The sequence below is a fragment of the Enterobacter sichuanensis genome (assembly GCF_009036245.1).
GTDB classification, from domain to species: domain Bacteria; phylum Pseudomonadota; class Gammaproteobacteria; order Enterobacterales; family Enterobacteriaceae; genus Enterobacter; species Enterobacter sichuanensis.
On record NZ_CP027986.1, the window covers coordinates 3,889,127 to 3,911,936 of the forward strand.

Here is a 22,810-nt window from a genome sequence, read left to right on the forward strand (position 1 = left end):
GAGAAAGATGATCAAGCTCGGCATCGTGATGGACCCCATCGCAAACATTAACATCAAGAAAGATTCCAGCTTCGCTATGCTGCTGGAAGCGCAGCGTCGCGGCTATGAACTCCACTATATGGAGATGAACGATCTTTACCTGATCAACGGTGAAGCCCGGGCGCGCACCCGCATCGTTAACGTCGAGCAGAACTACGACAAATGGTACGAATTCGGCACAGAGCAGGACATCGCGCTTGCCGATCTCAACGTCATTCTGATGCGTAAAGATCCGCCATTCGACACCGAGTATATCTACTGCACCTATATCCTTGAACGTGCAGAAGAGAAAGGGACGCTGATTGTCAACAAACCGCAGAGCCTGCGCGACTGTAATGAAAAACTCTACACTGCCTGGTTCTCTGACCTGACGCCTGAAACGCTGGTGACCCGCAGCAAAATCCAGTTGAAGGAATTCTGGCAGAAACACGGTGATATCATCATGAAGCCGCTGGACGGCATGGGCGGCGCGTCGATTTTCCGCGTGAAAGAAGGCGATCCGAACATTGGCGTGATTGCCGAAACCCTGACCGAGCTGGGCACCCGTTACTGCATGGCGCAGAACTATATTCCGGCGATCAAAGACGGCGACAAACGCGTGCTGGTGGTGGATGGCGAACCGGTGCCGTACTGCCTGGCACGCATCCCGCAGGGTGGCGAAACCCGCGGTAACCTGGCCGCGGGTGGCCGCGGTGAGCCACGCCCGCTGACCGAAAGCGACTGGGAAATTGCCCGCCGCGTCGGTCCAACCCTTAAGGCTAAGGGACTGATCTTCGTTGGCCTGGATATCATCGGCGATCGTCTGACGGAAGTGAACGTCACCAGCCCGACCTGCATTCGTGAAATTGAAGCGGAATTCCCGGTCTCGATCACCGGAATGCTGATGGACGCCATCGAAAAACGCCTGCAGAAATAACCCACCAATGAGTGACAGCGCCCGGGTTTCTCCGCATACTGGTCGCTGTCGCTTTTTAAACCAGGAAACAGTACCTCTGACAATGAATTTACAGCATCACTTTCTTATTGCCATGCCTGCTCTCCAGGACCCGATTTTTCGCCGCGCTGTGGTGTATATCTGTGAATACAATGAAGACGGCGCGATGGGCATTATCATCAACAAACCGCTGGAAAATCTTCAGGTTGAAGGGATTCTGGACAAGCTGAAAATCCCGGCTGAAGCGCGCTTGCCGGAAATCCGGCTGGATAAACCCGTGATGCTGGGTGGACCTCTTGCAGAAGATCGCGGTTTTATTCTTCATACACCGCCAGTATTCGCTTCCAGTATTCGCATTTCGGATAACACCGTCATCACTACCTCGCGTGACGTGCTTGAAACGCTGGGCACCGCTGAGCAGCCTTCAGAAGTGCTGGTGGCGCTGGGCTATTCCTCGTGGGAAAAAGGCCAGCTTGAGCAAGAGATCCTCGATAACGCCTGGCTCACCGCCCCTGCGGACATGAATATCCTGTTTAAAACCCCTATCGCCGATCGCTGGCGTGACGCGGCGAAACTGATTGGCATTGATATTCTGACCATGCCTGGCGTAGCGGGGCACGCCTGATGAGCGGAACACTTCTGGCCTTTGATTTTGGCACCAAAAGCATTGGCGTCGCCGTGGGTCAGCGCATTACCGGCACCGCACGTCCGCTGACGGCCCTGAAGGCCAACGACGGCACGCCAGACTGGAATCTCATTGAACGTCTGCTCAAAGAGTGGCAGCCGGATGACGTGATTGTTGGGCTGCCGCTCAATATGGATGGCACAGAACAGCCGCTTACCGCCAGGGCGCGTAAATTTGCCAATAAAATTCATGGCCGCTTTGGTGTTTCCGTAAAGCTTCACGACGAGCGTCTCAGCACAGTCGAAGCGCGTGCGGGTCTGTTTGAACACGGCGGCTTCCGGGCGCTCAACAAAGGCAGCGTGGACTCCGCTTCTGCCGTCATCATCCTCGAAAGCTATTTCGAACAGGGCTTCTGAGCAAGGGGCCTATAGCCGCCCCTGCGCCCGTCTCTCCGCCAGGCTCTGGTCAAAGTTCTGCATGCCCGCCTGCTGACCGGTTTGAATGATGCCGGGCAGTTGCCACGTTTTTCCTTCGCGAATCAGATTCGCCGCCGCAGCGGTATTCACCAGCAGTTCATACAGCGCGACGCGTCCATCCTGGAGATCGGGAACCAGCCTCTGCGCCAGCACCGCCCGCAGGCTGCCGGCCAGCTGGTTGCGCACCGGATCTTTCTCCTGCGCCGGAAACGTATCCACCAGCCGTTCAATCGCCTGCGATGCCCCGCGCGTATGCAGCGTCGCCAGCACCAGATGCCCGGTTTCGGCCGCCGTCAGCGCCAGGCGGATTGTCTCGCTGTCGCGCAGCTCCCCCAGCAGGATCACGTCCGGATCCTCGCGTAACGCACCGCGCAGCGCTTCCGCAAATGACGGCGTGTGCTGGCCTATCTCCCGCTGTTGTATCAGGCAGCGTTCACTCTGGTAGATAAACTCCACCGGGTCTTCAAGCGTGAGGATATGGCCGTCGGTATGATGGTTGAGAAAATCGACCATCGCAGCGAGCGTAGTGGATTTGCCGCTACCGGTTGCCCCCGTCACCAGAATCAACCCGGCATCATTGGATAACAGTTCCGAAGTGGCCCGCGGCACGCCCAACGAAGCGAGTTGCGGACAGGTTCGCGGCAACAGCCGTAGCGTTACGGAAACACCTCTCATCTGCCTGAAGGCACTGCCGCGCAGGCGCTGGCCCCCCGCTACCGTCACCGCAAAATCCACCTGCCCGTTTGCCCACCATATTCCCTGCTGCTCGTCGTTGAGCCACGCTTTTAGCAATGCTTCAACGTCCGGAGGCGGAAACGGTGCCGGCTCAAGACGGCCTGTTCTGCGCCAGCGGGGTGGCGAATCACTGCACAGGTGTAGATCGGAGACGTTATGCTTTACACTAAGGGCCACAATTTCTTCCACATTCATAGACTACTCCTCGGAAAATGAACGACATTGCGCATAACCTGGCACAGGTCCGGGACAAAATCTCAGCAGCCGCAACGCGTTGCGGCCGTGCTTCAGAAGAAATTACGTTACTTGCAGTCAGCAAAACGAAGCCTGCGAGCGCCATCGCAGAAGCCATTGATGCAGGCCAGCGAGCGTTTGGTGAAAACTACGTTCAGGAAGGCGTGGACAAAATTCGCTATTTCCAGCAACAGGGGAATACGTCTCTGCAGTGGCACTTTATTGGTCCCCTGCAGTCGAACAAAAGCCGTCTGGTGGCAGAGCACTTCGACTGGTGCCACACCATTGACCGTCTGCGCATTGCGACCCGCCTGAATGACCAGCGTCCGGCAGAGTTGCCTGCGCTTAACGTGCTGATTCAGGTCAACATCAGCGATGAAAACAGCAAGTCTGGCATTGCGCTCGGTGAATTAGATGCGCTGGCGGCAGAGGTGGCCGCCCTGCCGCGCTTAACCCTGCGCGGGCTGATGGCCATTCCGGCCCCTGAGTCAAGTTATGAAAGGCAGTTTGCCGTGGCACAGCAAATGGCTGTAGCATTTGAGGCGCTTAAAGCGCGCTATGACACGGTAGACACGCTTTCTCTGGGCATGTCGGATGATATGGAAGCCGCCATCGCGGCAGGCAGCACTATGGTGCGCATCGGTACAGCCATTTTCGGTGCGCGCGACTACACCCAATAATAAGGAAACCTGAGGAACGCCATGAAGACGTTGACTTTCCTGCTCTCAACGGTCATTGAGCTGTATACGATGGCGCTTTTGCTACGCGTCTGGATGCAGTGGGCCCGCTGTGATTTTTACAACCCGTTCTCGCAGTTTGTCGTGAAAATCACGCAACCTGTTGTCGGACCGCTGCGCCGTATTATCCCGGCAATGGGTCCCATCGACAGCGCGTCTTTGCTGGTGGCGTTTATTCTGAGCGTTATCAAAGCAATCGTGCTGTTTATGGTCATTACCTTCCAGCCGATCATCTGGATTGCAGCCGTCCTGATCCTGATTAAAACCATCGGTCTGCTGATCTTCTGGGTGCTGCTGGTGATGGCCATCATGAGCTGGGTCAGCCAGGGACGTAGCCCGGTGGAGTACGCCTTGATTCAGCTGGCCGAACCGCTGCTGCGTCCGATCCGTAACCTGCTTCCGTCTATGGGCGGTATCGATTTTTCTCCGATGATCCTCGTTCTGCTGCTTTATGTGGTCAACATGGGGATCGCCGAGCTGTTACAGTCCACGGGCGATATGCTGCTGCCGGGGCTGTGGATGGCGCTATGAGTGCAGTAAGCACCTGCGCTGACGGGCTGGTTTTAAGGCTGTATATTCAGCCGAAAGCCAGCCGTGACACTATTGTTGGACTGCATGGCGACGAGTTAAAAGTCGCCATCACTGCCCCGCCCGTTGACGGCCAGGCGAACGCGCATCTGACCAAATATCTGGCAAAACAGTTTCGCGTGGCTAAAAGCCAGGTCATCATTGAAAAAGGCGAACTGGGGCGGCATAAACAGGTAAAAATCCTCAACCCGCAATCTATCCCGACGGAAGTCGCGGCTTTGACAGAACAGGACTAAACCATGCAGAAAGTTGTTCTCGCGACCGGTAATGCCGGTAAAGTGCGCGAGCTGGCCTCGCTATTACATGATTTTGGGCTGGATGTGGTCGCCCAGACCGAGCTCGGCGTGGATTCCGCCGACGAGACGGGGCTGACGTTTATCGAAAACGCGATCCTGAAAGCACGCCATGCCGCACAGATTACGGGCCTGCCCGCAATCGCTGACGACTCCGGCCTGGCGGTCGATTTTCTCGGCGGCGCGCCGGGGATCTACTCTGCACGCTATTCCGGCGTGGACGCGACCGACCAGCAGAATCTGGAAAAGCTGCTTGTCGCGCTGAAAGACGTGCCGGACGAGCAGCGTACCGCGCAGTTCCACTGCGTGCTGGTCTATATGCGTCATGCGGAAGACCCGACCCCCATCGTCTGCCACGGCAGCTGGCCGGGAGTGATTACCCGCGAAGCGGCAGGTAACGGCGGTTTTGGTTACGATCCTATTTTCTTTGTCCCGTCTGAGGGCAAAACCGCTGCGGAACTGACCCGCGAAGAGAAAAGCGCGATTTCCCACCGCGGACGCGCCCTGAAACTGTTACTGGAAGCACTGCGTAATGGCTAATCTGCCACCTCTGAGTCTTTATATTCACATCCCGTGGTGCGTGCAGAAATGCCCGTACTGTGATTTCAACTCGCACGCGCTGAAGGGCGAAGTGCCGCACGATGACTACGTTGCGCATCTGCTGGCCGATCTGAACGCCGATGTCGCGTACGCACAGGGACGTGAAGTTAAGACCATTTTCATTGGTGGCGGTACGCCGAGCCTGCTGTCAGGCCCGGCGATGCAAACGCTGCTGGACGGCGTGCGTGCGCGCCTGAACCTGGCAGCGGATGCTGAAATTACGATGGAAGCCAACCCCGGCACCGTTGAGGCCGACCGTTTTGTCGAGTATCAGCGTGCAGGCGTGAACCGCATCTCCATCGGTGTGCAGAGCTTTAGCGAGTCGAAACTGAAACGCCTGGGGCGCATTCACGGCCCGGATGAGGCGAAGCGTGCGGCAACGCTGGCGACGGGGCTTAATCTTCGCAGCTTCAACCTGGATTTGATGCACGGTCTCCCGGACCAGTCGCTGGACGAAGCGCTGGACGACCTGCGCCAGGCGATTGAACTGAACCCACCACACCTTTCGTGGTACCAGCTCACCATCGAGCCCAACACGCTGTTTGGTTCGCGCCCGCCAGTCCTGCCGGACGACGACGCCCTGTGGGATATCTTCGAGCAGGGCCACAGGCTTTTGACTGCCGCAGGCTATCAGCAGTATGAAACGTCCGCCTATGCGAAACCGGGCTATCAGTGTCAGCACAACCTGAACTACTGGCGGTTTGGCGACTATCTGGGGATTGGCTGCGGCGCGCACGGTAAAGTGACTTTCCCGGACGGGCGCATTCTGCGCACGGCGAAGACCCGCCACCCGCGTGGCTATATGGAAGGCCGTTACCTGGAACGTCAGCATGATGTCGAGGCGGTGGATAAACCGTTTGAGTTCTTTATGAACCGCTTCCGCCTGCTGGAAGCCGCACCGCGTGCGGAATTTTCGCGTTACACCGGGCTGCCGGAGTCAGTGATTCGTCCACAGATTGACGAAGCGCTGGCGAAGGGGTATCTCACGGAATGTGAGGAATACTGGCAGATCACCGAGCACGGCAAACTGTTCTTAAACTCCCTTCTTGAGCTGTTCCTCGCCGAAGAATCTGAAGGCTGATTCAGGATTTTGCATCCCGCGCTGCCGGCTGAGGGAGAGGCTGGCAGAGTGTGGGGATGGACAAATCAAAACAACTCCGCAAACACATGACGCCCGAAGAGTTACGCCTCTGGTATTTACTCAGGGGACGCCGCTTCTTTGGCTATAAGTTTCGCCGCCAGATGCCGATTGGTGCGTATATCGTAGATTTTGCCTGCTTTAAGGCGAAACTGATCATTGAGCTGGATGGTGGACAACATCAGAACAACGAAATGTATGATTCACGTCGTGCTGAATTTTTGAATGCGAACGGCTGGGAAATACTACGGTTCTGGAATAATGAATTCAGGACAAACGAGGAGGAGGTGTTGATGGCTATATTGCAACGACTGCGCTGCCTGATGCCCTCACCCTAACCCCCTCCCACAGGGAGAGGGAACGATTACACCCTCTCCCATGGGGAGAGGGCCGGGGTGAAGGGCCCAGCGCGCAGAGATCTTACTTCAACGTCCCCACCAGCGCCTTCCGGCTATCTTCCAGCGATACCACGCGTTTACACACGTCTTTGCCGAACTTCTGGAAATCATCTTCCTGGTTCTTCCACTCGTTCTGAATGGAGGTCTGCAGGCCGCCCAGACTGCCCAGCACGCCCTGAAGTGGGTTACCGCCGCCTTTCAGTACCGCTTTGGCGCCCATCTCGTTAATGCTGTCCTGCAGGATGCCGCCCATCGCCTGGTTCACCAGCTGCTGCCCGTCAGCGCGGACCTGATCAATCGCCTTGTAGTGGAACGTCAGGCCGTCGGTACGCGTTTCGATAATCCGGTTCATCTGCTCTTTCAACTGCTTATCGAGCTTCGTCAGGCGGGTGCGCATATTGCTGCTCTCCCCCACCTCTTTGGTGATGATCTTATCCAGCGCCACGCGGCTTTTCTCAACGCGCGTCAGCGCGCCTTCGTTAATCCATGGCAGCGCGGTACGCAAATCGGCCTGGTAGTCTTTCGCCTGCTCACGCTGTGCCGCAGTCAGGTTGTACTGTTTGCCGTTAAAGGTGACGTTACCTTCCGGCGTAATCACCAGATTGCCGTTCTCGCCTTTGACCTGCACGGTTTGCGGGCTTAACACCACGTCATCACGCGGGGTGACGCTACATTTATACTCCGCATGGGCGGTGAATCCGGTTGCCATCAAAGCAGCAGCCAGCAACGTTTTGCGCATCTTAAACACTCCCTCAGACAAAATGGGCCAGCTAATGCTGGCCCTTTACTACTTTATTAGTCCCACCAAACGTCGAAAAGTTCGCTGACGCGAACATCTTCCAGCTTGTGGTCTTCAAGCCATTTACGTACCAGGGCCTGATGTTCTTCGGTGCATTTACCCACTTCCTGGGTGCAGATCAGACCTTCCCACGCCAGATAGCCGCTACCATCGAAGGCCAGTTTGTTTGGCTCGATCACCTCGTTGATGAACGCATCAACGTCCTGATCAATCTGCTCAACGCTGGTGCCTTCCGGGAAACGCCAGGCAACGGAGAAGCCCACTTCCTGGAATTCTTCGATGTGCATCTTTTTACGCAGACGACGGCTACGATTCTTTGCCATTATTTCACCCTCTCGAACATTAAGTCCCATACACCGTGACCAAGACGATGGCCACGCTGTTCAAATTTCGTTACCGGACGCGATTCCGGACGCGGTACATAGTCGTTGCTCGCCGACTGGTTTTTGTAACCGTCCAGCGATGACATCACTTCCAGCATATGTTCCGCATAAGGTTCCCAGTCGGTCGCCATATGGAAGACACCGCCTAGCTTGAGCTTACTTTTTACCAGCTCAGCAAACGGCGCCTGAACGATACGGCGTTTATTATGACGTGCTTTGTGCCACGGGTCAGGGAAAAAGAGCTGAACCATGGTTAAAGAATTGTCAGGAATCATTTTGTGCAGCACTTCCACTGCGTCATGACACATCACGCGCAGGTTCTCAACGCCCTCTTCATGGGCCGTAGCCAGGCACGCGCCCACGCCCGGGGAGTGCACTTCAATGCCGAGGAAGTTCTGATCCGGGCGGGCTTTGGCCATGGCCACCAGCGAGGCGCCCATACCGAAACCAATTTCCAGGGTTACCGGCGCGTCGCGGCCAAACAGCTCGCTAAAATCCAGAGGCTGCTCGCTGAACTCAACGCCCATCACCGGCCAGTAGTTGTCCAGCGCATGTTGCTGCCCTTTCGTCAGGCGACCCTGACGGCGGACAAAGCTGCGAATACGGCGCAGCGGGCGACCGTTTTCATCAAATTCCGGTGAAATGACGTCGTTTTTCATAAAAGAGTTGTCTGCTTGTGAGAATGTTCGGGAAACGGGCATTATCCAAAGTTAAGGCTTCTATGCAAGCATGGGAAAGATCCGGTTTACAGCAGATTGACGCTGTGCTGCAATCGGCGTCCCTGATTATACGAATCGATGACCATGCAAGCCTCTCAATTTTCAGCCCAGGTGCTGGACTGGTACGACAAATACGGGCGTAAAACCCTGCCCTGGCAAATTGAAAAAACGCCTTACAAAGTATGGCTCTCCGAAGTGATGTTGCAACAAACGCAGGTCGCGACGGTGATTCCTTACTTTGAGCGTTTTATGGCGCGCTTCCCAACGGTGACCGATCTGGCTAACGCTCCGCTGGACGAGGTGCTGCACCTGTGGACCGGGCTTGGCTACTACGCCCGCGCGCGTAACCTGCACAAAGCAGCACAGCAGGTCGCGACGCGCCACAACGGACGCTTCCCGGAAACCTTTGACGAGGTAGCGGATTTACCCGGCGTCGGACGTTCAACCGCCGGCGCCATTCTCTCCCTCTCTTTAGGCAAGCATTTTCCGATCCTCGACGGCAACGTGAAGCGCGTGCTGGCACGCTGCTATGCCGTCGACGGCTGGCCGGGAAAGAAGGATGTTGAAAAACGTCTTTGGGAAATAAGTGAAGAGGTCACCCCGGCAAACGGCGTCGAGCGATTCAACCAGGCGATGATGGATCTTGGCGCGATGGTCTGCACGCGCTCAAAGCCAAAATGCGAACTCTGCCCGGTGAATAATCTCTGCGTGGCGTACGCCAACCAGTCGTGGGCACAGTATCCCGGTAAGAAACCCAAACAGACGCTGCCGGAACGCACCGGCTATATGCTGCTGATGCAGCACGGCGATGAAGTGTTCCTGGCCCAACGTCCACCGAGCGGTCTGTGGGGTGGTCTATACTGCTTCCCACAGTTTGAAGATGAAGACTTGCTGCGTGAATGGCTTAAAAAGCGCGGGATTGCTGCCGATAACCTGACGCAGCTGACCGCGTTTCGCCACACCTTCAGCCATTTCCATCTGGATATTGTGCCGATGTGGCTTCCCGTGTCCTCCTTCGCCTCGTGCATGGATGAAGGCACCGCTCTCTGGTATAACTTAGCGCAACCGCCATCAGTCGGGCTGGCGGCTCCCGTGGAGCGCCTGTTACAGCAATTACGTGCCGGTGCAATGGTTTAGCATCGGCTAAAAAAGAGGAATGAGTATGGCCAGAACGATTTTTTGTACTTTCCTGCAGCGTGACGCTGAAGGCCAGGATTTCCAGCTTTATCCGGGCGACCTGGGTAAACGCATTTATAACGAGATTTCCAAAGAAGCCTGGGGGCAGTGGCAGAAAAAGCAGACCATGCTGATCAACGAGAAGAAACTCAGCATGATGAACCCGGAACACCGCAAACTGCTGGAGCAGGAGATGGTGAGCTTCCTGTTCGAAGGTAAAGACGTGCACATCGAAGGCTATACGCCACCGGAAAAATAACAGCGCGCGGGGGAAACCCCGCCGTTAGAGCAAACACAACACGCACTCCCGGAATGATGAAAAAACTTTTAGCGCTAGCCCTTGTTGCGCCGTTGCTTGTCTCGTGTTCGTCAAAAAAAGGTGATGAGTACAACGAAGCCTGGATCAAGGACACCAACGGTTTTGATATTTTGATGGGGCAGTTTGCCCATAACATCGAGAATATATGGGGATTTAACGAAGTTCTTATTGCCGGACCTAAGGACTACGTTAAGTACACCGACGCCTATCTGACCCGTAGCCACATCAACTTTGATGAGGGTACGATCACGATTGAAACCATTGCCGGCACAGACCCTGCCGCTCGGCTCCGTCAGGCAATCATCAAAACCCTGCTGATGGGTGACGATCCGGGCTCAATCGATCTCTACTCCGATGCCGACGACATCACGATATCCAAAGAGCCGTTCCTGTACGGTCAGGTCGTCGATCAGACCGGCCAGCCCATTCGCTGGGAAGGCCGCGCCACGAAATTTGCCGACTACCTGCTGCAGACGCGCCTGAAAAGCCGCTCGAACGGCCTGAAGATTATCTATAGCGTCACCATCAACCTTGTTCCGAACCACCTCGACAAGCGTGCGCATAAGTACTTAGGCATGGTGCGTCAGGCCTCACGCAAGTACGGCGTGGATGAGTCGCTGATCCTGGCGATTATGCAGACCGAATCATCGTTTAACCCTTACGCGGTGAGCCGTTCCGACGCCCTGGGGCTGATGCAGGTTGTACAGCACAGCGCCGGTAAAGACGTCTTCCGCGCGCAGGGGAAATCCGGAACGCCGAGCCGCAGCTATCTGTTCGATCCGCAGAGCAACATTGATACCGGCACCGCCTATCTGGCGATGCTGAACAATGTCTACCTGGGCGGGATTGATAACCCGACCTCGCGCCGCTACGCGGTGATCACCGCCTATAACGGCGGTGCGGGCAGCGTGCTACGTGTCTTCTCGAATGACAAAGTGCAGGCCGCAAACATCATCAACAGCATGGCGCCGGGAGATGTCTACGCAACCCTGACCACCCGCCATCCGTCCGCGGAATCCCGTCGTTATCTGTATAAAGTGAATACGGCGCAGAAGAACTACCGTCGTCGCTAGCCCCCCTCCCCCTAACCCTCTCCCCAAAGGGGAGAGGGGACTGAACACCCTCACCCATACGAAAATGTTATTTGCATCACAATCCAAACTGCAAATTAATGTGGATTGCATTTTTTTGCGGGAGGTAACAAAACATATCGTTGCCAACTGATAGAATTGCATCAAATAACAACCCTGAATGTTCCTATAACAACATATCTCCCGCTCACTTGTGAGGAAAGTAACATGAACCTTAAGCTGCAGCTTAAAATATTGTCGTTTCTGCAGTTCTGCCTGTGGGGTAGCTGGCTGACTACACTCGGCTCCTATATGTTTGTGACGCTCAAGTTCGATGGCGCGTCAATCGGTGCCGTATACAGTTCGCTCGGTATTGCGGCGGTCTTCATGCCAACGCTGCTGGGGATCGTGGCGGATAAATGGCTGAGTGCCAAATGGCTGTACATGCTTTGCCATCTGGTGGGCGCGGGGACGCTGTTTATGGCAGCCCAGGTGACCACACCGGGGGCGATGTTCATGGTGATCCTGCTTAACTCGCTGGCCTACATGCCAACGCTTGGGTTGATCAACACCATCTCCTACTATCGCCTGAAATCCGCGGATATGGACATCGTGACCGATTTCCCGCCAATCCGTATCTGGGGCACTATCGGCTTTATCATGGCGATGTGGGGCGTGAGCTTCGCGGGCTTCGAACTGAGCCATATGCAGCTTTACATCGGCGCTGCACTCTCCGTGCTGCTGGCGCTGTTCACCCTGACGCTGCCAACCATTCCGGTCTCTAACCAGCAGAAAAACCAGAGCTGGAGCACCATGCTCGGCCTGGACGCCTTCGCGCTGTTTAAAAACAAACGCATGGCGATCTTCTTTATCTTCTCCATGCTGCTGGGCGCGGAACTGCAGATCACCAACATGTTCGGCAACACCTTCCTGCACAGCTTCGATAACAACCCGCTGTTCTCCGGCAGCTTTATCGTTGAACATGCGTCGGTGATGATGTCCATCTCGCAGATCTCTGAGACGCTGTTCATCCTGACCATTCCGTTCTTCCTGAGCCGCTACGGCATCAAGAACGTCATGCTGATCAGTATCGCGGCATGGATGTTGCGCTTCGGTCTCTTCGCCTATGGCGACCCAAGCCCGTTCGGTACCGTGCTGCTGGTTCTGTCGATGATTGTTTACGGCTGCGCCTTCGACTTCTTCAACATCTCGGGTTCCGTGTTTGTGGAAAAAGAGGTGAAACCTGAAATCCGCGCCAGTGCACAGGGTATGTTCCTGATGATGACCAACGGCTTCGGCTGTATTCTGGGCGGCGTGGTGAGCGGCAAAGTGGTTGAGATGTACACCACCAACGGCATCACCAACTGGCAGCCGGTGTGGCTGATCTTCGCCGCGTACTCACTGGTGCTGTTCTTCGCGTTTATCGTGCTGTTCAAGTACAAACACGTTCGCGTGCCGAATGGTGCGCAGCCAGTCGCGCATTGATTGTTGTGCCCGGTGGCGCTAACGCTTACCGGGCCTACAAAAACACCGTTCGTAAGCCGGGCAAGGCGAAGCCGCCACCCGGCTATTTTATTGCAGCAAGCACCCACCCCACCGACAGTAAATCCGCGCTGCCTCCGGGACTCAGGTTCCGTTCAATCAATGCGTTATCCATTCTGAGCAACGCCTCGCGGTCCCAGCCTGCAGCCAGCAGTTTCCGCGCATAACCCTGAACGAAGCGTAGCCCCTCAATGCCGCCGCGCGACACCAGATTGCTGTCCTGATTGACTGACATCAGGCGTAACAGCAGGTCGTGAAGTGAATGTCCGTTCCACTGCGCCAGCGCCTTACGCACCGTCGCAAAACCGCTTTCGGCCTCTCCGCGCGCGCCGGTTAAGCCATAAAGCTGATACTGCCGCTCGCCCGCCGTCGCCTGCCCGCTGCGTGCGGCCAGCTCCCGCGAGACCAGCCCGCTGCAGAGGTTACTCACCTCACAACAGAGGCTGTCTGCGGAGACCCTTTTCACACGCCCGGCAGCAAAGCACAGTAAACCAAGGGCAAAAATACCGCCTTTGTGGGTGTTCACCCCGTTCGTTGCGGCATACATCGCCTGCTCGCAGGCCATCCCCATCGGGCGGAGAACCCGTAACTGTTCGTCAGCGGGTTTATCGGCATGCGCGCTGCCCAGCTCAGCAAAGCGCGAAAACCACGGCGTAATCGCCGCAATGCTGCGGACAAACAGCGCGTGGTCCATATCGCGATGGGCGCCGTTATTGAGTTTGTCTACCAGACCCGGCTTGGGCGTCAGCTCCAGCTCCTGCCATAGCGCCGCTTCGGCAAGCGCGGGCACGTCAGCCGGGCGCAGTTTAGTCGCGAGCAAACCAGTCATCGATCATCTTCTCCACGCGAGCCACAACCTGCTCCACTGGATGCGCGCGCGAACGGGAACAGGCATGCGCCGGCTCGTCGCAGATCAGACAGCGTCTGAGATTCGTCCCCAGCGACTGTCGCCCGACGTGGCCGTGCTGAGGGCAGATCACATCCAGATCCCACAGCCTGCCGAGCGGATGCGTCTGCTCCAGTTCCGCACAGTGCGCTTTGATTTCTGCCGCCGGATGGGCCACGCACCACAGGGCTTCCGGCCCGGTCGGGAGCCACAGTACCTGGCGGTCCAGCACCTGCCAGCGGTTTTCCCACAGCAGCTGGTCGCACATCTGCAGCGCCACGCCCATGGTGTTGCGATAGCGCAGGCTGTCTTTGACCTCCCCCGGCGTCACCAGAGTGAGGGAAATGACCGGTTGTTGATAGTACTCAAGCATGTCAGCCTGACGCCCTGCGCGGCGCTCTTTCGCCGCCAGCAGTTCGTCCAGGCTGACACCCGTCCGCACGGGTGTCGCTGAAATCATACGTCCTCCTTTACCTGTCGCACGGTGTCGATCACGCTGCCGTCGCGGTAGCGGATCACCCCGACGATTTTGTCGGTAAACGCGATTGGTTTGGGGACGCCAGTCAGGGAAATCGCCCGCTCGTACAGCGCAGTGATGTCCACAACCTTGAGCCCCGCCTTCAGCAGCCGCTCGCGGATCTCCGGACGCGACGGGTTGACCGCAATACCGTGATCGGTGACCAGTACGTCAATGCTCTCCCCCGGCGTGAGGCGCGTGGTAACCCGCTTCACCACCGTCGGAATGCGGCTACGCAGCAGGGGGGCAACGACGATGGTCAGGTTCGCCGCGGCGGCCACGTCGCAGTGTCCGCCGGACGCACCGCGCATTACGCCGTCAGAGCCGGTGATGACGTTGACGTTGAAATCGACGTCAATTTCCAGGGCGCTGAGGATCACCACGTCAAGCTGGTCGCAGCTTGCCGCCTTACTGCCAGGGTTGGCGTAGACGTTGGTGGAGATCTCCACGTGATTCGGGTTGCGCGCCAGCGAGGCCGCCGCCTGGCCGTCAAAGCACTGGGTATCGAGCAGCTTTTCAATAAGCCCCTTTTCATGCAGATCCACCAGGCTGCCGGTGATGCCGCCGAGCGCAAAGCGTGCCTTCACGCCGCTGCGCTCCATCTTCTCTTCCATAAAGCGGGTGCAGGCGGTGGCCGCCGCGCCGGAGCCGGTCTGCATCGAGAAGCCCGGTTTGAAGTAGCCGGAGTGCTCAATGACGTCCGCCGCATAGCGGGCAATCATCAGCTCGCGCGGGTTGCTGGTGACGCGCGCTGCGCCGACGCTGATTTTCGCCGGATCGCCCACGCTCTCCACCTGCACGATGTAGTCCACCTGGTCCTGCACCAGGCTGGCGGGCATATTGGGGAACGGCACCAGCGCTTCGGTCAGCAGCACCACCTTACGGGCAAAATGCGCATCCACCATCGCATAGCCCAGCGAGCCGCAGCACGATTTGCCGTGCGTGCCGTTGGCGTTGCCAAATTCATCGCTGCACGGCACGCCGAGAAACGCCACGTCGATATTCAGCTCGCCGTCCTGGAGCAGCTTCACCCGCCCGCCGTGGGAATGAATTTGCACCGGCTCGTCCATCAGCCCGTGGGAGATGGCCTCTGCCAGCCTGCCGCGCATCCCGGAGGTGTAAATCCGGGTGATCACCCCGCTTTCAATGTGTTCGATCAGCGCGTCGTTGCAGGTCATCAGCGAGCTGGAGGCCAGGGTCAGGTTTTTGAAGCCCATCCGCGCCAGCAGCGCCACTACAGTGTTAATCACCCGGTCGCCTTCACGAAACGCGTGGTGGAAGGAGATGGTCATCCCATCCTGCAGACCGCAGCGCTTAACCGCCTCTTCGACAGAGGCGCACAGTTTGCGGTTGTGCCTCGCGTCGCTGTCCGCCAGCCACGGCGTCGCGCTGTGGGCGGTATCAAACGGTTTTAAGTCCCGCAGATGGGGAAAATTGACATGGAGAAGTTCAGTCTGATTCATTATCTCATCCTTACCGACGCACGCCGGAGGCCGCCGCGCGCTCCAGCACCACCTGCGCGTGGTTAATAATCGGTGCATCCACCATTTTGCCGTTGAGCGACACTACGCCCAGGCCGTTACGCTCGCCCTCTTCTGCCGCTTCAATCACCCTTTTGGCGTGATCCACCTCTTCCTGGGTCGGGGCATAGGCGTTATGCAGGAGATCGATCTGGCGCGGGTTGATCAGCGATTTACCGTTAAAGCCCATCTTGCGGATCAGATCGACCTCGCGCAGGAACCCGGCCTCGTCGTTAACGTCTGACCACACCACGTCGAAGGCGTCGATGCCTGCGGCACGCGCGGCGTGCAGCACGGCACAACGGGCGTAGAACAGCTCGGTGCCGTCACCGCGTTCGGTCTGCATGTCCATGACATAGTCAAAAGCGGCCAGCGCGATGCCGATTAAGCGCGGCGAGCTGCGGGCAATCGCCACGGCGTTAATCACGCCAACGGCCGACTCAATCGCCGCCATCACGCGGGTGGAACCCACCTCGCGGCCACACTCTTGCTCAATGCGCACCAGGTGGCCTTCCAGCTCATAGATGTCATCCGGCGTATCGGTTTTCGGCAGACGGATCACGTCCACGCCGGCCCGCACAGCGGCCTCCAGATCCAGCAGGCCAAACGGCGTGCTCAACGGGTTAATGCGCACCACGGTTTCGATATCCTGATACATCGGATGCTGCAGCGCATGAAACACCAGCATGCGTGCGGTGTCTTTCTCGCGCAGGGCAACGGCGTCTTCCAGGTCAAACATGATGGAGTCCGGGCGGTAGATAAACGCAGTGGAGAGCATGGCGGCGTTGGCACCCGGGAGGAACAGCATACTGCGGCGGAGTTTGCTCATTTCAGCGCCCCCCAGTTGATGGCCTGTTCATCGGCGGCACGCATCAGCGCGCTCTGCAGGCGCGCGCGGATCACACAGTCCAGCGCCCCTTTGTCTTCAATAATGATGAGTCCCTGGTGCACGTTCATGGCGCGCAATGTGTCGTTGACCACCTGGCGAATTTGCTCGCCAAACTGCTTAATCACTTCGCTGTGGATGACTACCTCCAGCTCGCCGTGAGCGGGAGCGATTTTCACCATCAGGTCGCTGGACTCCTGCGTTCCGGCCAGCGCCTCCCTTACAATTTTCATGATAAATTCCTGGTAGTTAAGCGACTTCCGCACTCGCCCGATAGTGTGTTTCGAGGTGCGCGAAGGTGGAGTCCGGGACAATCTCCCGGATCCGGGAAAACTGCTGTGTCTTCAGTAAGCGGCGCACTTCGGACGCTGAAATGGCGTTGCCGGTGGCCTTGATGCGCGGCATTTCCACCACCTCGATATGCGAGGCCAGCAGGTCGTGCAGCGTCTGGTTGTACTGGCGGGTGATGTCGCAAAACGGCTCCGAGCCGATGAAGCGGTGCGTGATGCCCAATGCCGGGGCAATGAAATCCCGGAAGATCAGCACATCGATTTCGCTCCACGCCTGCTGCACTTTGCCGGTCTCCTTCAGGAAGTAGGCCGGAAACGTGGCGCGGGAGATGATGTACTGCGAGCCTTCATGCACCACCACGTTCGGCAGATGCGCCACGCCCGCGCGCACCATCTCAAGACGCGCGCTGAACGGGAAAAACGAGGCATCTTCACGCACCACGAACAGATGCAGGGCATCACACTGCATCGCCGCCTGCTCCACCAGATGGCGGTGGCCGAGGGTGAACGGATTGGCGTTCATCACAATGGCGCCAATTTTCTCCCCGCTCTTGCGGTTCGCGCGCAGAGAACGGCAATAACGATCAATCCCCTGCGGGGTGTTCTCCATCAGTACCGCGTTGTTCCCGCTCTCGGCAATCGGCCAGAAACCGCTGCGGGCAAAACGCGCCTTGTTGCACGGACGGGTGCAGAGGAAGAGGTGAAAATGGCCGCGCTCCAGCGCCGCATTTTGCACCTCCGCCAGCAGCCGTGCGCTGAGATTCTCGCCGCGAAGTTGCTCGTTGACCGCCACGCATTTGATGACGTTGGCGGCAAGCCCTGCGCAACCCACCAGCTGCGGGCCGGACCAGGCTTCGACAAACAGCGTGATGTCGTTGTCCAGGCCCAGGCCGCTGTCCGCCAGCAGGTAACGGATCTGGCTTAAGCGTTCCGGGTGCTTCGCCACCAGCGTGTGGCGAAAATCGATGGGTTGACTGTTCATGCCGCCTTTCTCAGTGTGCCGCCGCAAGCCCGACGGCTGGCGCTTCCACGATCACGTTACTCAGATGACCGATATGCTCGATCTCCACCTCAATGCGATCGCCCTCTTTCATAAACAGCGGCGGGTTACGCTTTTTACCCACTCCGCCCGGGGATCCGGTGATGATCACGTCACCCGGGCTTAAACGGGTAAAGGTGCTGATGTACTCGATAAGCTCGGCGACTTTGTGGATCATGCTGCTGGTATTGTCTTCCTGCACCATACGACCGTTCAGCCAGGTGCGGATCGCAAGCTGGTGCGGGTCCGGGATCTCATCCGCCGTCGCCATCCACGGGCCAAACGCGCCGGTTTTGCGCCAGTTTTTACCGGCGGTAAACCAGGTGTGCTGCCAGTCTCGGGCGGAGCCGTCCATGTAGCAGCTGTAGCCCGCCACGTGGCGCAGGGCGTCGTCGCGGCGGATATTCTCCCCGCCTTTACCGATGATCACCGCCAGCTCGCCTTCGTAGTCGAATTCGCTGGAGTGGCGCGGCTTCAGCACCGGCTCGTTGTGGCCGGTCTGGGAATCCGGGAAGCGGACAAACAGCGTTGGAGCCGGGTTATGCTGGTCAAACTCCTTGCGCTTGTCGGCGTAGTTCATGCCCACGCAGAGGATTTTTTCCGGCTGCTCAATCACCGGTAAGAAGGTGATGGCGCTCATCGGCACGTCCACTGCGTCATTCAGGTAACGGGTGGCCTGTGCCAGCCCGTTACCCTGCAGCAGCGCTTTAAGGTCGCTGTAGCGGTCGCCCAGACGGCGGCCTAAATCAATCACGCCGTCGGCCTGCACGATGCCGTAGCTGCGTTTTCCCTGGTATAAAAAGCTTGCGAGTTTCATTGTTCTTTCCTGAAAACTTAAACGAGGAAGTTGCCCAGAATCAGCAGTGAGACAGAGACGTTAATCGCGCCGCCAATTCGGGTAGCAATCTGGGCGAACGGCATCAGGCTCATGCGGTTGCCTGCGGTCAGGATCGCCACGTCGCCGGTTCCGCCCTGGCCGCTCTGACAGCAGGAGACGATGGCGACATCAATCGGGTGCATACCAATCTTTTTGCCGACGAAGAACCCGGTCGCCACCAGCGCGGAGACGGTGCTGATGATCACCAGCAGGTTGGTCAGCGTGAAGGCCGCCACCAGTTCATGCCACGGGGTGATGGCCACGCCAACGGCAAAGAGAATCGGGTAGGTCACGGAGGTCTGGAAGAATTTGTACACCACCTGCGAGCCTTCCAGCAGACGTGGAGAAGCGCCGTTGCAGAGCTTCACCAGCACTGCCATAAACAGCATGCCCACTGGCGCAGGCAGGCCAATCAGCTTGTGGCCGAGCATACCCAGCATGTAGAGCAGCACCGCCAGCAGCGCGCCGGAGGCGATGGTGGTCACGTCCGCTTTACCAGAGAACGCAGGCTGAGAGACGGTGGCATCCGCATTCGCGCGGTTCGGCATCAGCTGGCCTTCACCGGTCAGGTGCGGATAGCGTTTGCCGAGCTGGTTCAGGCACCCGGAGATAATGATTGCCGTCAGACCGCCGAGCATCACCATCGGCAGCACGCGTCCGAGCGCAACGCCCTGGTCCATATGCAGCAGGGTGGCATAGCCGATGGAAAGCGGGATCGCCCCTTCTCCTACGCCGCCCGCCATAATCGGCAGAATGATGAAGAAGAAGATCTGGAACGGCTCAAGACCCAGCGCCAGACCGACGCCCATCCCCACCAGCATGCCGACGATTTCGCCGCACAGCATCGGGAAGAAGATGCGCAGGAAGCCCTGAATCAGCACCGTGCGGTTCATGCTCATGATGCTGCCAACAATGATGCAGCAGATGTAGAGGTAGAGAATGTTGGTGGATTTGTAGAACTTAGTGGTGGACTCGACCACCACGTCCGGCAGCAGGCCGTAGTAGACCAGCGCGGAAGGGATAAAGGTGGCGCAAATCGCCGCCGCGCCGAGCTTGCCGACAACCGGCAGGCGTTTGCCAAACTCACCGCAGGCAAAGCCGAAGAAGGCCAGCGTCGCCACCATCACCACGATATCACTCGGCAATTTTCCGCCCAGGCAATCAATCGCAATCAGCGCACCCGCCAGAACGAACAGCGGCAGAGGAATAATCCCAATTTTCCAGGTATCCATAATATGCCACCAGCGCTCTTTGAGCGAAGGTCGCTGAATTTCAATCGGGTCGTGGGTAACAGAGAAAGAATCGTCAGTTGTGCTCATAATAAGCCCCTTGGTTATTTTGTGCGTTCAGCTTAGAGTCACAAAGGCTTACTTTATGTGAGGGAAGGCATATTAAAAGCGAAGTTTTTATGGCCGCTATGGTTTTAATGGTTTCTTTTATTTACTGTGATTTATACCTTATTTATTCCCGTGGTTTTTATGGTTTCTTTTCCGAATTGAACAAACAAATAACATTTATTGCTGCAGCCTGAAGTCTGCCCTCCTTCCGGACTATGCTTTTACAGCCCCTGCTGTGCAAGGGATCACAAGTTTTCGGCAAAGCAGGCATCCGCAAGAAAAAAGATGATATATTGGCGATCTTTGTCGCTACCTCGCGTGATAGTTATGAAAGTCTCTTTCCAGATTAAGCTGTTTATTTCGCTGGTTGCCTTTTTCTCAGTACTTTTTACCTTACTGGGCGGATATTATTATGTCGATGTTGGTAAACAGCTTTATCAGGAAATGAGCGCGCGCGCCAAAATACAGGCTGAAGAGATAGCACTTATTCCGACATTACGTGATGAAGTTGAACAAAAGAATATCAATGCCATTCATGATTTTATGCAGAAGATTTCTGCGCTCAGTGACGCCAGCTTTATTGTGATTGGTGATAATAAGGGGCTGCACCTTTTTCACTCCGTCTTTGCCGACAGAGTGGGGACCACGCTGGTCGGCGGTGACAATGAAGCCGTTTTACAGGGGAAAAGTATCACCACGATCCGCAAAGGCGGGCTGGGCATTTCGCTGCGCAGTAAAGCTCCCATCTTTAACAATGCCGGACAGGTGGTCGGTATTGTTTCGGTAGGCTATCTTACCAGCTATCTGGATACCATTACCGTCAGTAAGGTAGTCAATATCCTGATTGCCGCCGTGCTGCTGCTGATCGCCCTCTTTGTCTTCTCCTGGTTCTTTACCCGCAGCATTAAGAAGCAAATCTTCTCCCTCGAGCCGCGAGAGATCGGTCTGCTGGTACGCCAGCAGAAGGCGATGATGGAGTCCATCTACGAAGGCGTGATCGCCATTGATAACGAACGACGCATAGAGGTGATCAACCAGGCGGCGCGCAAGCTGCTGGGCCTGAGCCAGCCGGCCCGGGAACTGCGCGGGCAGCTGATAAGCCAGGTGATTGAGCCGGTGCCGTTCTTCGACACGCAAACTATGCTGGCGAAAGATACCCATGACGAGATTTGCCGTTTTAACGACCTCACGGTCATTGCCAGCCGGGTACACATCATGCTTGAGGGGGCGCTGCAGGGCTGGGTGATCACCTTCCGCGATCGCAACGAGATCGACTCGCTGAGCGCCCAGCTCAGCCAGGTCAAACGCTATGTCGATAATCTGCGCATCATGCGCCACGAACAGTTAAACCGGATGACTACCCTCTCCGGCCTGCTGCATATGGGCCGCTATGAGGAGGCCATTGGCTACATTCAGGCGCAATCGGAACATGCCCAGGAGCTGCTGGACTTTATCTCATCGCGCTTCAGTTCCCCGACGCTGTGCGGCCTGCTGCTGGGGAAAGCCGCCCGCGCGCGGGAGAAAGGGGTCGAGCTCAGTTTCGACCCGGCCTGTCGGCTGGACAAACCGTTCCTGCCGCTGGGGGAACAAGAGCTGATTTCGATTATTGGCAACCTGCTGGATAACGCCATCGAAGCGACGCAACGGTCGCCGCTTCCCCACGCGCCGGTGGAGGTGCTGATCAAACTCAGCGAACAGGAGCTGATCGTTGAAGTGGCCGACCAGGGCGTTGGCATTACCCCTGCGATCCGTGACAGGATCTTTGAGCGCGGCATCACCACCAAAACACGCGGCGATCATGGGATTGGCCTGTATCTGATTGAAAGCTATGTCACACAGGCAGGCGGCACAATTGAAGTTGCCGATAACACGCCGCGCGGCGCCATTTTCTCACTGTTTATCCCTGCGACTGGAGCCGCCCGGCAACTGGAAGACACCGACTATGCAACATGAACTTATCGACGTACTGATTGTTGAAGACGAGAGCGAGCTGGCGCAGCTGCACGCCGAGCTGATAGGTAAGCATCCGCGTCTGAGGCTGGTGGGCATTGCCTCGTCGCTGGCTGCGGCCCAGGCTGAGCTTGAAAGTAAACAGCCGCAGCTGGTGCTGCTGGATAACTATCTGCCTGACGGCAAAGGGATCTCGCTTATCACTAACCCTATGCTGGCGCGCGCCAACTGCTCGGTGATTTTTATTACGGCCGCCAGCGATATGGACACCTGCAGCCAGGCGATCCGCAACGGCGCGTTCGACTACATTCTTAAACCGGTCTCCTGGAAGCGGCTCAGCCAGTCGCTGGAGCGGTTTGTGCAGTTTGCCGAACAGCAGCGCGTCTGGAAGATTGTCGACCAGCAGAACGTCGATTCGCTCTATCAGCTACAGGCGAAAAACTACCGCCAGGACAACGGCAGCAAAGGCATTGAGGAAAATACGCTGGCGCGGGTGCAGTCGCTGTTTAACGCCCGGGCAACGCACTGCTTTACCGTGGATGAGGTCGTGAGCGAGACGGGGCTGAGTAAAACCACCACCCGACGCTATCTGGAGCACTGCGTGGAGGCAGGTTTTCTGACGGTGGAGATGCTGTACGGCAAGATTGGGCATCCGAGGAGGATGTACAAGCGTAGTGCGGCTTAATACCCCTCACCCCGGCCC

General features: G+C 57.2%; 27 protein-coding genes. 15 read left to right on the forward strand and 12 right to left on the reverse strand.

Going from position 1 to position 22,810, the window contains the following annotated elements:
• Window positions 1–7 precede the first annotated feature (7 nt).
• The 3 genes from gshB to ruvX all read left to right on the forward strand — a co-directional run bounded on the left by gshB (window position 8) and on the right by ruvX (window position 2,014).
• Window positions 8–955, forward strand: coding sequence for a glutathione synthase (gene gshB, locus C1N69_RS18780; protein ID WP_155031686.1), 948 nt, complete (start codon window positions 8–10; stop codon window positions 953–955).
• An 82-nt stretch (window positions 956–1,037) separates the two neighbouring features.
• Window positions 1,038–1,598 carry a YqgE/AlgH family protein gene (locus C1N69_RS18785; RefSeq protein ID WP_025757717.1) on the forward strand — a complete coding sequence of 187 codons (561 nt, stop codon included), beginning with the start codon at window positions 1,038–1,040 and terminating at the stop codon, window positions 1,596–1,598.
• Window positions 1,598–2,014 carry a Holliday junction resolvase RuvX gene (gene ruvX / locus C1N69_RS18790; RefSeq protein ID WP_021242076.1) on the forward strand — a complete coding sequence of 139 codons (417 nt, stop codon included), beginning with the start codon at window positions 1,598–1,600 and terminating at the stop codon, window positions 2,012–2,014. The genes C1N69_RS18785 and ruvX overlap by 1 nt, the downstream gene beginning before the upstream one ends.
• Before the next feature lie 9 nt (window positions 2,015–2,023).
• Here ruvX and C1N69_RS18795 read toward each other — a convergent pair whose 3' ends face one another.
• The gene (locus C1N69_RS18795; protein ID WP_059384942.1) at window positions 2,024–3,004 is read right to left on the reverse strand and encodes a type IV pilus twitching motility protein PilT; all 981 of its coding nucleotides are present in this window, start codon (window positions 3,002–3,004) and stop codon (window positions 2,024–2,026) included.
• 17 nt (window positions 3,005–3,021) lie between these two features.
• Here C1N69_RS18795 and C1N69_RS18800 point away from each other — a divergent pair, with 17 nt between their 5' ends.
• Genes C1N69_RS18800 through C1N69_RS18825 form a run of 6 tightly spaced genes read left to right on the forward strand, consistent with a single transcriptional unit; the run spans window position 3,022 to window position 6,737 of the window.
• On the forward strand, window positions 3,022–3,723 hold the full coding sequence (locus tag C1N69_RS18800; protein ID WP_059384941.1) for a YggS family pyridoxal phosphate-dependent enzyme: 702 nt from the start codon (window positions 3,022–3,024) through the stop codon (window positions 3,721–3,723).
• A gap of 21 nt (window positions 3,724–3,744) precedes the next feature.
• Complete coding sequence (locus tag C1N69_RS18805; protein WP_013098667.1) at window positions 3,745–4,311, forward strand: YggT family protein; 567 nt, start codon at window positions 3,745–3,747, stop codon at window positions 4,309–4,311.
• On the forward strand, window positions 4,308–4,604 hold the full coding sequence (yggU, locus tag C1N69_RS18810) for a DUF167 family protein YggU (protein WP_025757710.1): 297 nt from the start codon (window positions 4,308–4,310) through the stop codon (window positions 4,602–4,604). The genes C1N69_RS18805 and yggU overlap by 4 nt, the downstream gene beginning before the upstream one ends.
• 3 nt (window positions 4,605–4,607) lie before the next feature.
• A complete protein-coding gene (locus C1N69_RS18815) occupies window positions 4,608–5,201 on the forward strand; it encodes an XTP/dITP diphosphatase (protein ID WP_047959435.1) in 594 nt (197 codons plus the stop codon).
• Entirely contained in the window at window positions 5,194–6,342 is a 1,149-nt protein-coding gene (hemW, locus tag C1N69_RS18820; RefSeq protein ID WP_155031687.1) for a radical SAM family heme chaperone HemW, read from the forward strand. Before C1N69_RS18815 ends, hemW begins: the two co-directional genes overlap by 8 nt.
• 56 nt (window positions 6,343–6,398) lie before the next feature.
• A complete protein-coding gene (locus tag C1N69_RS18825) occupies window positions 6,399–6,737 on the forward strand; it encodes an endonuclease domain-containing protein (RefSeq protein ID WP_047959437.1) in 339 nt (112 codons plus the stop codon).
• 82 nt (window positions 6,738–6,819) lie between these two features.
• Here the strand turns inward: C1N69_RS18825 and C1N69_RS18830 are convergent, their stop codons facing one another.
• Genes C1N69_RS18830 through trmB form a run of 3 tightly spaced genes read right to left on the reverse strand, consistent with a single transcriptional unit; the run spans window position 6,820 to window position 8,638 of the window.
• A complete protein-coding gene (locus tag C1N69_RS18830; RefSeq protein ID WP_025760375.1) occupies window positions 6,820–7,536 on the reverse strand; it encodes a YggN family protein in 717 nt (238 codons plus the stop codon).
• A gap of 56 nt (window positions 7,537–7,592) precedes the next feature.
• Window positions 7,593–7,919, reverse strand: coding sequence for a YggL family protein (locus tag C1N69_RS18835; RefSeq protein ID WP_003862421.1), 327 nt, complete (start codon window positions 7,917–7,919; stop codon window positions 7,593–7,595).
• Entirely contained in the window at window positions 7,919–8,638 is a 720-nt protein-coding gene (gene trmB / locus C1N69_RS18840; protein WP_155031688.1) for a tRNA (guanosine(46)-N7)-methyltransferase TrmB, read from the reverse strand. Before trmB ends, C1N69_RS18835 begins: the two co-directional genes overlap by 1 nt.
• Window positions 8,639–8,782: 144 nt before the next feature.
• Between trmB and mutY the strand changes: the two genes are divergently transcribed.
• The 4 genes from mutY (at window position 8,783) to C1N69_RS18860 (ending at window position 12,748) form a co-directional block, all read left to right on the forward strand.
• On the forward strand, window positions 8,783–9,835 hold the full coding sequence (gene mutY / locus C1N69_RS18845; RefSeq protein WP_141237272.1) for an A/G-specific adenine glycosylase: 1,053 nt from the start codon (window positions 8,783–8,785) through the stop codon (window positions 9,833–9,835).
• A 25-nt stretch (window positions 9,836–9,860) separates the two neighbouring features.
• The gene (locus tag C1N69_RS18850; protein WP_023309138.1) at window positions 9,861–10,133 is read left to right on the forward strand and encodes an oxidative damage protection protein; all 273 of its coding nucleotides are present in this window, start codon (window positions 9,861–9,863) and stop codon (window positions 10,131–10,133) included.
• Window positions 10,134–10,189: 56 nt separating this feature from the next.
• Window positions 10,190–11,266, forward strand: coding sequence for a membrane-bound lytic murein transglycosylase MltC (gene mltC / locus C1N69_RS18855; RefSeq protein WP_045286756.1), 1,077 nt, complete (start codon window positions 10,190–10,192; stop codon window positions 11,264–11,266).
• A gap of 225 nt (window positions 11,267–11,491) precedes the next feature.
• The gene (locus C1N69_RS18860) at window positions 11,492–12,748 is read left to right on the forward strand and encodes a nucleoside permease (RefSeq protein WP_025760238.1); all 1,257 of its coding nucleotides are present in this window, start codon (window positions 11,492–11,494) and stop codon (window positions 12,746–12,748) included.
• Window positions 12,749–12,830: 82 nt separating this feature from the next.
• On the opposite strand, the gene citG is transcribed toward C1N69_RS18860, so the two are convergent.
• The 8 genes from citG to C1N69_RS18900 are packed head-to-tail and all read right to left on the reverse strand — an operon-like array spanning window position 12,831 to window position 20,139.
• Window positions 12,831–13,634, reverse strand: a complete 804-nt coding sequence (gene citG / locus C1N69_RS18865; RefSeq protein ID WP_095442102.1) for a triphosphoribosyl-dephospho-CoA synthase CitG — start codon at window positions 13,632–13,634, stop codon at window positions 12,831–12,833.
• Window positions 13,612–14,151 carry a citrate lyase holo-[acyl-carrier protein] synthase gene (gene citX, locus C1N69_RS18870; protein ID WP_155031689.1) on the reverse strand — a complete coding sequence of 180 codons (540 nt, stop codon included), beginning with the start codon at window positions 14,149–14,151 and terminating at the stop codon, window positions 13,612–13,614. The genes citG and citX overlap by 23 nt, the downstream gene beginning before the upstream one ends.
• Complete coding sequence (citF, locus tag C1N69_RS18875; RefSeq protein ID WP_155031690.1) at window positions 14,148–15,671, reverse strand: citrate lyase subunit alpha; 1,524 nt, start codon at window positions 15,669–15,671, stop codon at window positions 14,148–14,150. Before citF ends, citX begins: the two co-directional genes overlap by 4 nt.
• A gap of 10 nt (window positions 15,672–15,681) precedes the next feature.
• A complete protein-coding gene (citE, locus tag C1N69_RS18880) occupies window positions 15,682–16,557 on the reverse strand; it encodes a citrate (pro-3S)-lyase subunit beta (protein ID WP_025760235.1) in 876 nt (291 codons plus the stop codon).
• Window positions 16,554–16,847, reverse strand: a complete 294-nt coding sequence (citD, locus tag C1N69_RS18885) for a citrate lyase acyl carrier protein (RefSeq protein WP_045286752.1) — start codon at window positions 16,845–16,847, stop codon at window positions 16,554–16,556. The genes citE and citD overlap by 4 nt, the downstream gene beginning before the upstream one ends.
• Before the next feature lie 16 nt (window positions 16,848–16,863).
• Window positions 16,864–17,886: a [citrate (pro-3S)-lyase] ligase gene (gene citC, locus C1N69_RS18890; protein WP_155031691.1), complete on the reverse strand. Its 1,023-nt coding sequence runs from the start codon at window positions 17,884–17,886 to the stop codon at window positions 16,864–16,866.
• A gap of 10 nt (window positions 17,887–17,896) precedes the next feature.
• Window positions 17,897–18,760 (reverse strand): fumarylacetoacetate hydrolase family protein, encoded by an 864-nt coding sequence (locus C1N69_RS18895; protein ID WP_025760232.1) that lies wholly within the window; start codon window positions 18,758–18,760, stop codon window positions 17,897–17,899.
• A gap of 17 nt (window positions 18,761–18,777) precedes the next feature.
• Window positions 18,778–20,139, reverse strand: a complete 1,362-nt coding sequence (locus tag C1N69_RS18900) for a 2-hydroxycarboxylate transporter family protein (protein ID WP_047959445.1) — start codon at window positions 20,137–20,139, stop codon at window positions 18,778–18,780.
• Window positions 20,140–20,484: 345 nt separating this feature from the next.
• On the opposite strand from C1N69_RS18900, the gene C1N69_RS18905 reads away from it, so the two are divergent.
• Complete coding sequence (locus tag C1N69_RS18905) at window positions 20,485–22,110, forward strand: ATP-binding protein (protein ID WP_047959446.1); 1,626 nt, start codon at window positions 20,485–20,487, stop codon at window positions 22,108–22,110.
• Complete coding sequence (locus C1N69_RS18910) at window positions 22,100–22,792, forward strand: response regulator (protein ID WP_155031692.1); 693 nt, start codon at window positions 22,100–22,102, stop codon at window positions 22,790–22,792. Before C1N69_RS18905 ends, C1N69_RS18910 begins: the two co-directional genes overlap by 11 nt.
• Window positions 22,793–22,810: the final 18 nt, after the last annotated feature.

What these genes read in the sequence shown, in the direction of transcription:
- gshB (WP_155031686.1), top strand. Translation starts at nt 8, where the DNA reads ATGATCAAGCTCGGCATCGTGATGGACCCCATCGCAAACATTAACATC.
- C1N69_RS18785 (WP_025757717.1), top strand. Translation starts at nt 1,038, where the DNA reads ATGAATTTACAGCATCACTTTCTTATTGCCATGCCTGCTCTCCAGGAC.
- ruvX (WP_021242076.1), top strand. Translation starts at nt 1,598, where the DNA reads ATGAGCGGAACACTTCTGGCCTTTGATTTTGGCACCAAAAGCATTGGC.
- C1N69_RS18795 (WP_059384942.1), bottom strand. Translation starts at nt 3,004, where the DNA reads ATGAATGTGGAAGAAATTGTGGCCCTTAGTGTAAAGCATAACGTCTCC.
- C1N69_RS18800 (WP_059384941.1), top strand. Translation starts at nt 3,022, where the DNA reads ATGAACGACATTGCGCATAACCTGGCACAGGTCCGGGACAAAATCTCA.
- C1N69_RS18805 (WP_013098667.1), top strand. Translation starts at nt 3,745, where the DNA reads ATGAAGACGTTGACTTTCCTGCTCTCAACGGTCATTGAGCTGTATACG.
- yggU (WP_025757710.1), top strand. Translation starts at nt 4,308, where the DNA reads ATGAGTGCAGTAAGCACCTGCGCTGACGGGCTGGTTTTAAGGCTGTAT.
- C1N69_RS18815 (WP_047959435.1), top strand. Translation starts at nt 4,608, where the DNA reads ATGCAGAAAGTTGTTCTCGCGACCGGTAATGCCGGTAAAGTGCGCGAG.
- hemW (WP_155031687.1), top strand. Translation starts at nt 5,194, where the DNA reads ATGGCTAATCTGCCACCTCTGAGTCTTTATATTCACATCCCGTGGTGC.
- C1N69_RS18825 (WP_047959437.1), top strand. Translation starts at nt 6,399, where the DNA reads ATGGACAAATCAAAACAACTCCGCAAACACATGACGCCCGAAGAGTTA.
- C1N69_RS18830 (WP_025760375.1), bottom strand. Translation starts at nt 7,536, where the DNA reads ATGCGCAAAACGTTGCTGGCTGCTGCTTTGATGGCAACCGGATTCACC.
- C1N69_RS18835 (WP_003862421.1), bottom strand. Translation starts at nt 7,919, where the DNA reads ATGGCAAAGAATCGTAGCCGTCGTCTGCGTAAAAAGATGCACATCGAA.
- trmB (WP_155031688.1), bottom strand. Translation starts at nt 8,638, where the DNA reads ATGAAAAACGACGTCATTTCACCGGAATTTGATGAAAACGGTCGCCCG.
- mutY (WP_141237272.1), top strand. Translation starts at nt 8,783, where the DNA reads ATGCAAGCCTCTCAATTTTCAGCCCAGGTGCTGGACTGGTACGACAAA.
- C1N69_RS18850 (WP_023309138.1), top strand. Translation starts at nt 9,861, where the DNA reads ATGGCCAGAACGATTTTTTGTACTTTCCTGCAGCGTGACGCTGAAGGC.
- mltC (WP_045286756.1), top strand. Translation starts at nt 10,190, where the DNA reads ATGAAAAAACTTTTAGCGCTAGCCCTTGTTGCGCCGTTGCTTGTCTCG.
- C1N69_RS18860 (WP_025760238.1), top strand. Translation starts at nt 11,492, where the DNA reads ATGAACCTTAAGCTGCAGCTTAAAATATTGTCGTTTCTGCAGTTCTGC.
- citG (WP_095442102.1), bottom strand. Translation starts at nt 13,634, where the DNA reads ATGACTGGTTTGCTCGCGACTAAACTGCGCCCGGCTGACGTGCCCGCG.
- citX (WP_155031689.1), bottom strand. Translation starts at nt 14,151, where the DNA reads ATGATTTCAGCGACACCCGTGCGGACGGGTGTCAGCCTGGACGAACTG.
- citF (WP_155031690.1), bottom strand. Translation starts at nt 15,671, where the DNA reads ATGAATCAGACTGAACTTCTCCATGTCAATTTTCCCCATCTGCGGGAC.
- citE (WP_025760235.1), bottom strand. Translation starts at nt 16,557, where the DNA reads ATGAGCAAACTCCGCCGCAGTATGCTGTTCCTCCCGGGTGCCAACGCC.
- citD (WP_045286752.1), bottom strand. Translation starts at nt 16,847, where the DNA reads ATGAAAATTGTAAGGGAGGCGCTGGCCGGAACGCAGGAGTCCAGCGAC.
- citC (WP_155031691.1), bottom strand. Translation starts at nt 17,886, where the DNA reads ATGAACAGTCAACCCATCGATTTTCGCCACACGCTGGTGGCGAAGCAC.
- C1N69_RS18895 (WP_025760232.1), bottom strand. Translation starts at nt 18,760, where the DNA reads ATGAAACTCGCAAGCTTTTTATACCAGGGAAAACGCAGCTACGGCATC.
- C1N69_RS18900 (WP_047959445.1), bottom strand. Translation starts at nt 20,139, where the DNA reads ATGAGCACAACTGACGATTCTTTCTCTGTTACCCACGACCCGATTGAA.
- C1N69_RS18905 (WP_047959446.1), top strand. Translation starts at nt 20,485, where the DNA reads ATGAAAGTCTCTTTCCAGATTAAGCTGTTTATTTCGCTGGTTGCCTTT.
- C1N69_RS18910 (WP_155031692.1), top strand. Translation starts at nt 22,100, where the DNA reads ATGCAACATGAACTTATCGACGTACTGATTGTTGAAGACGAGAGCGAG.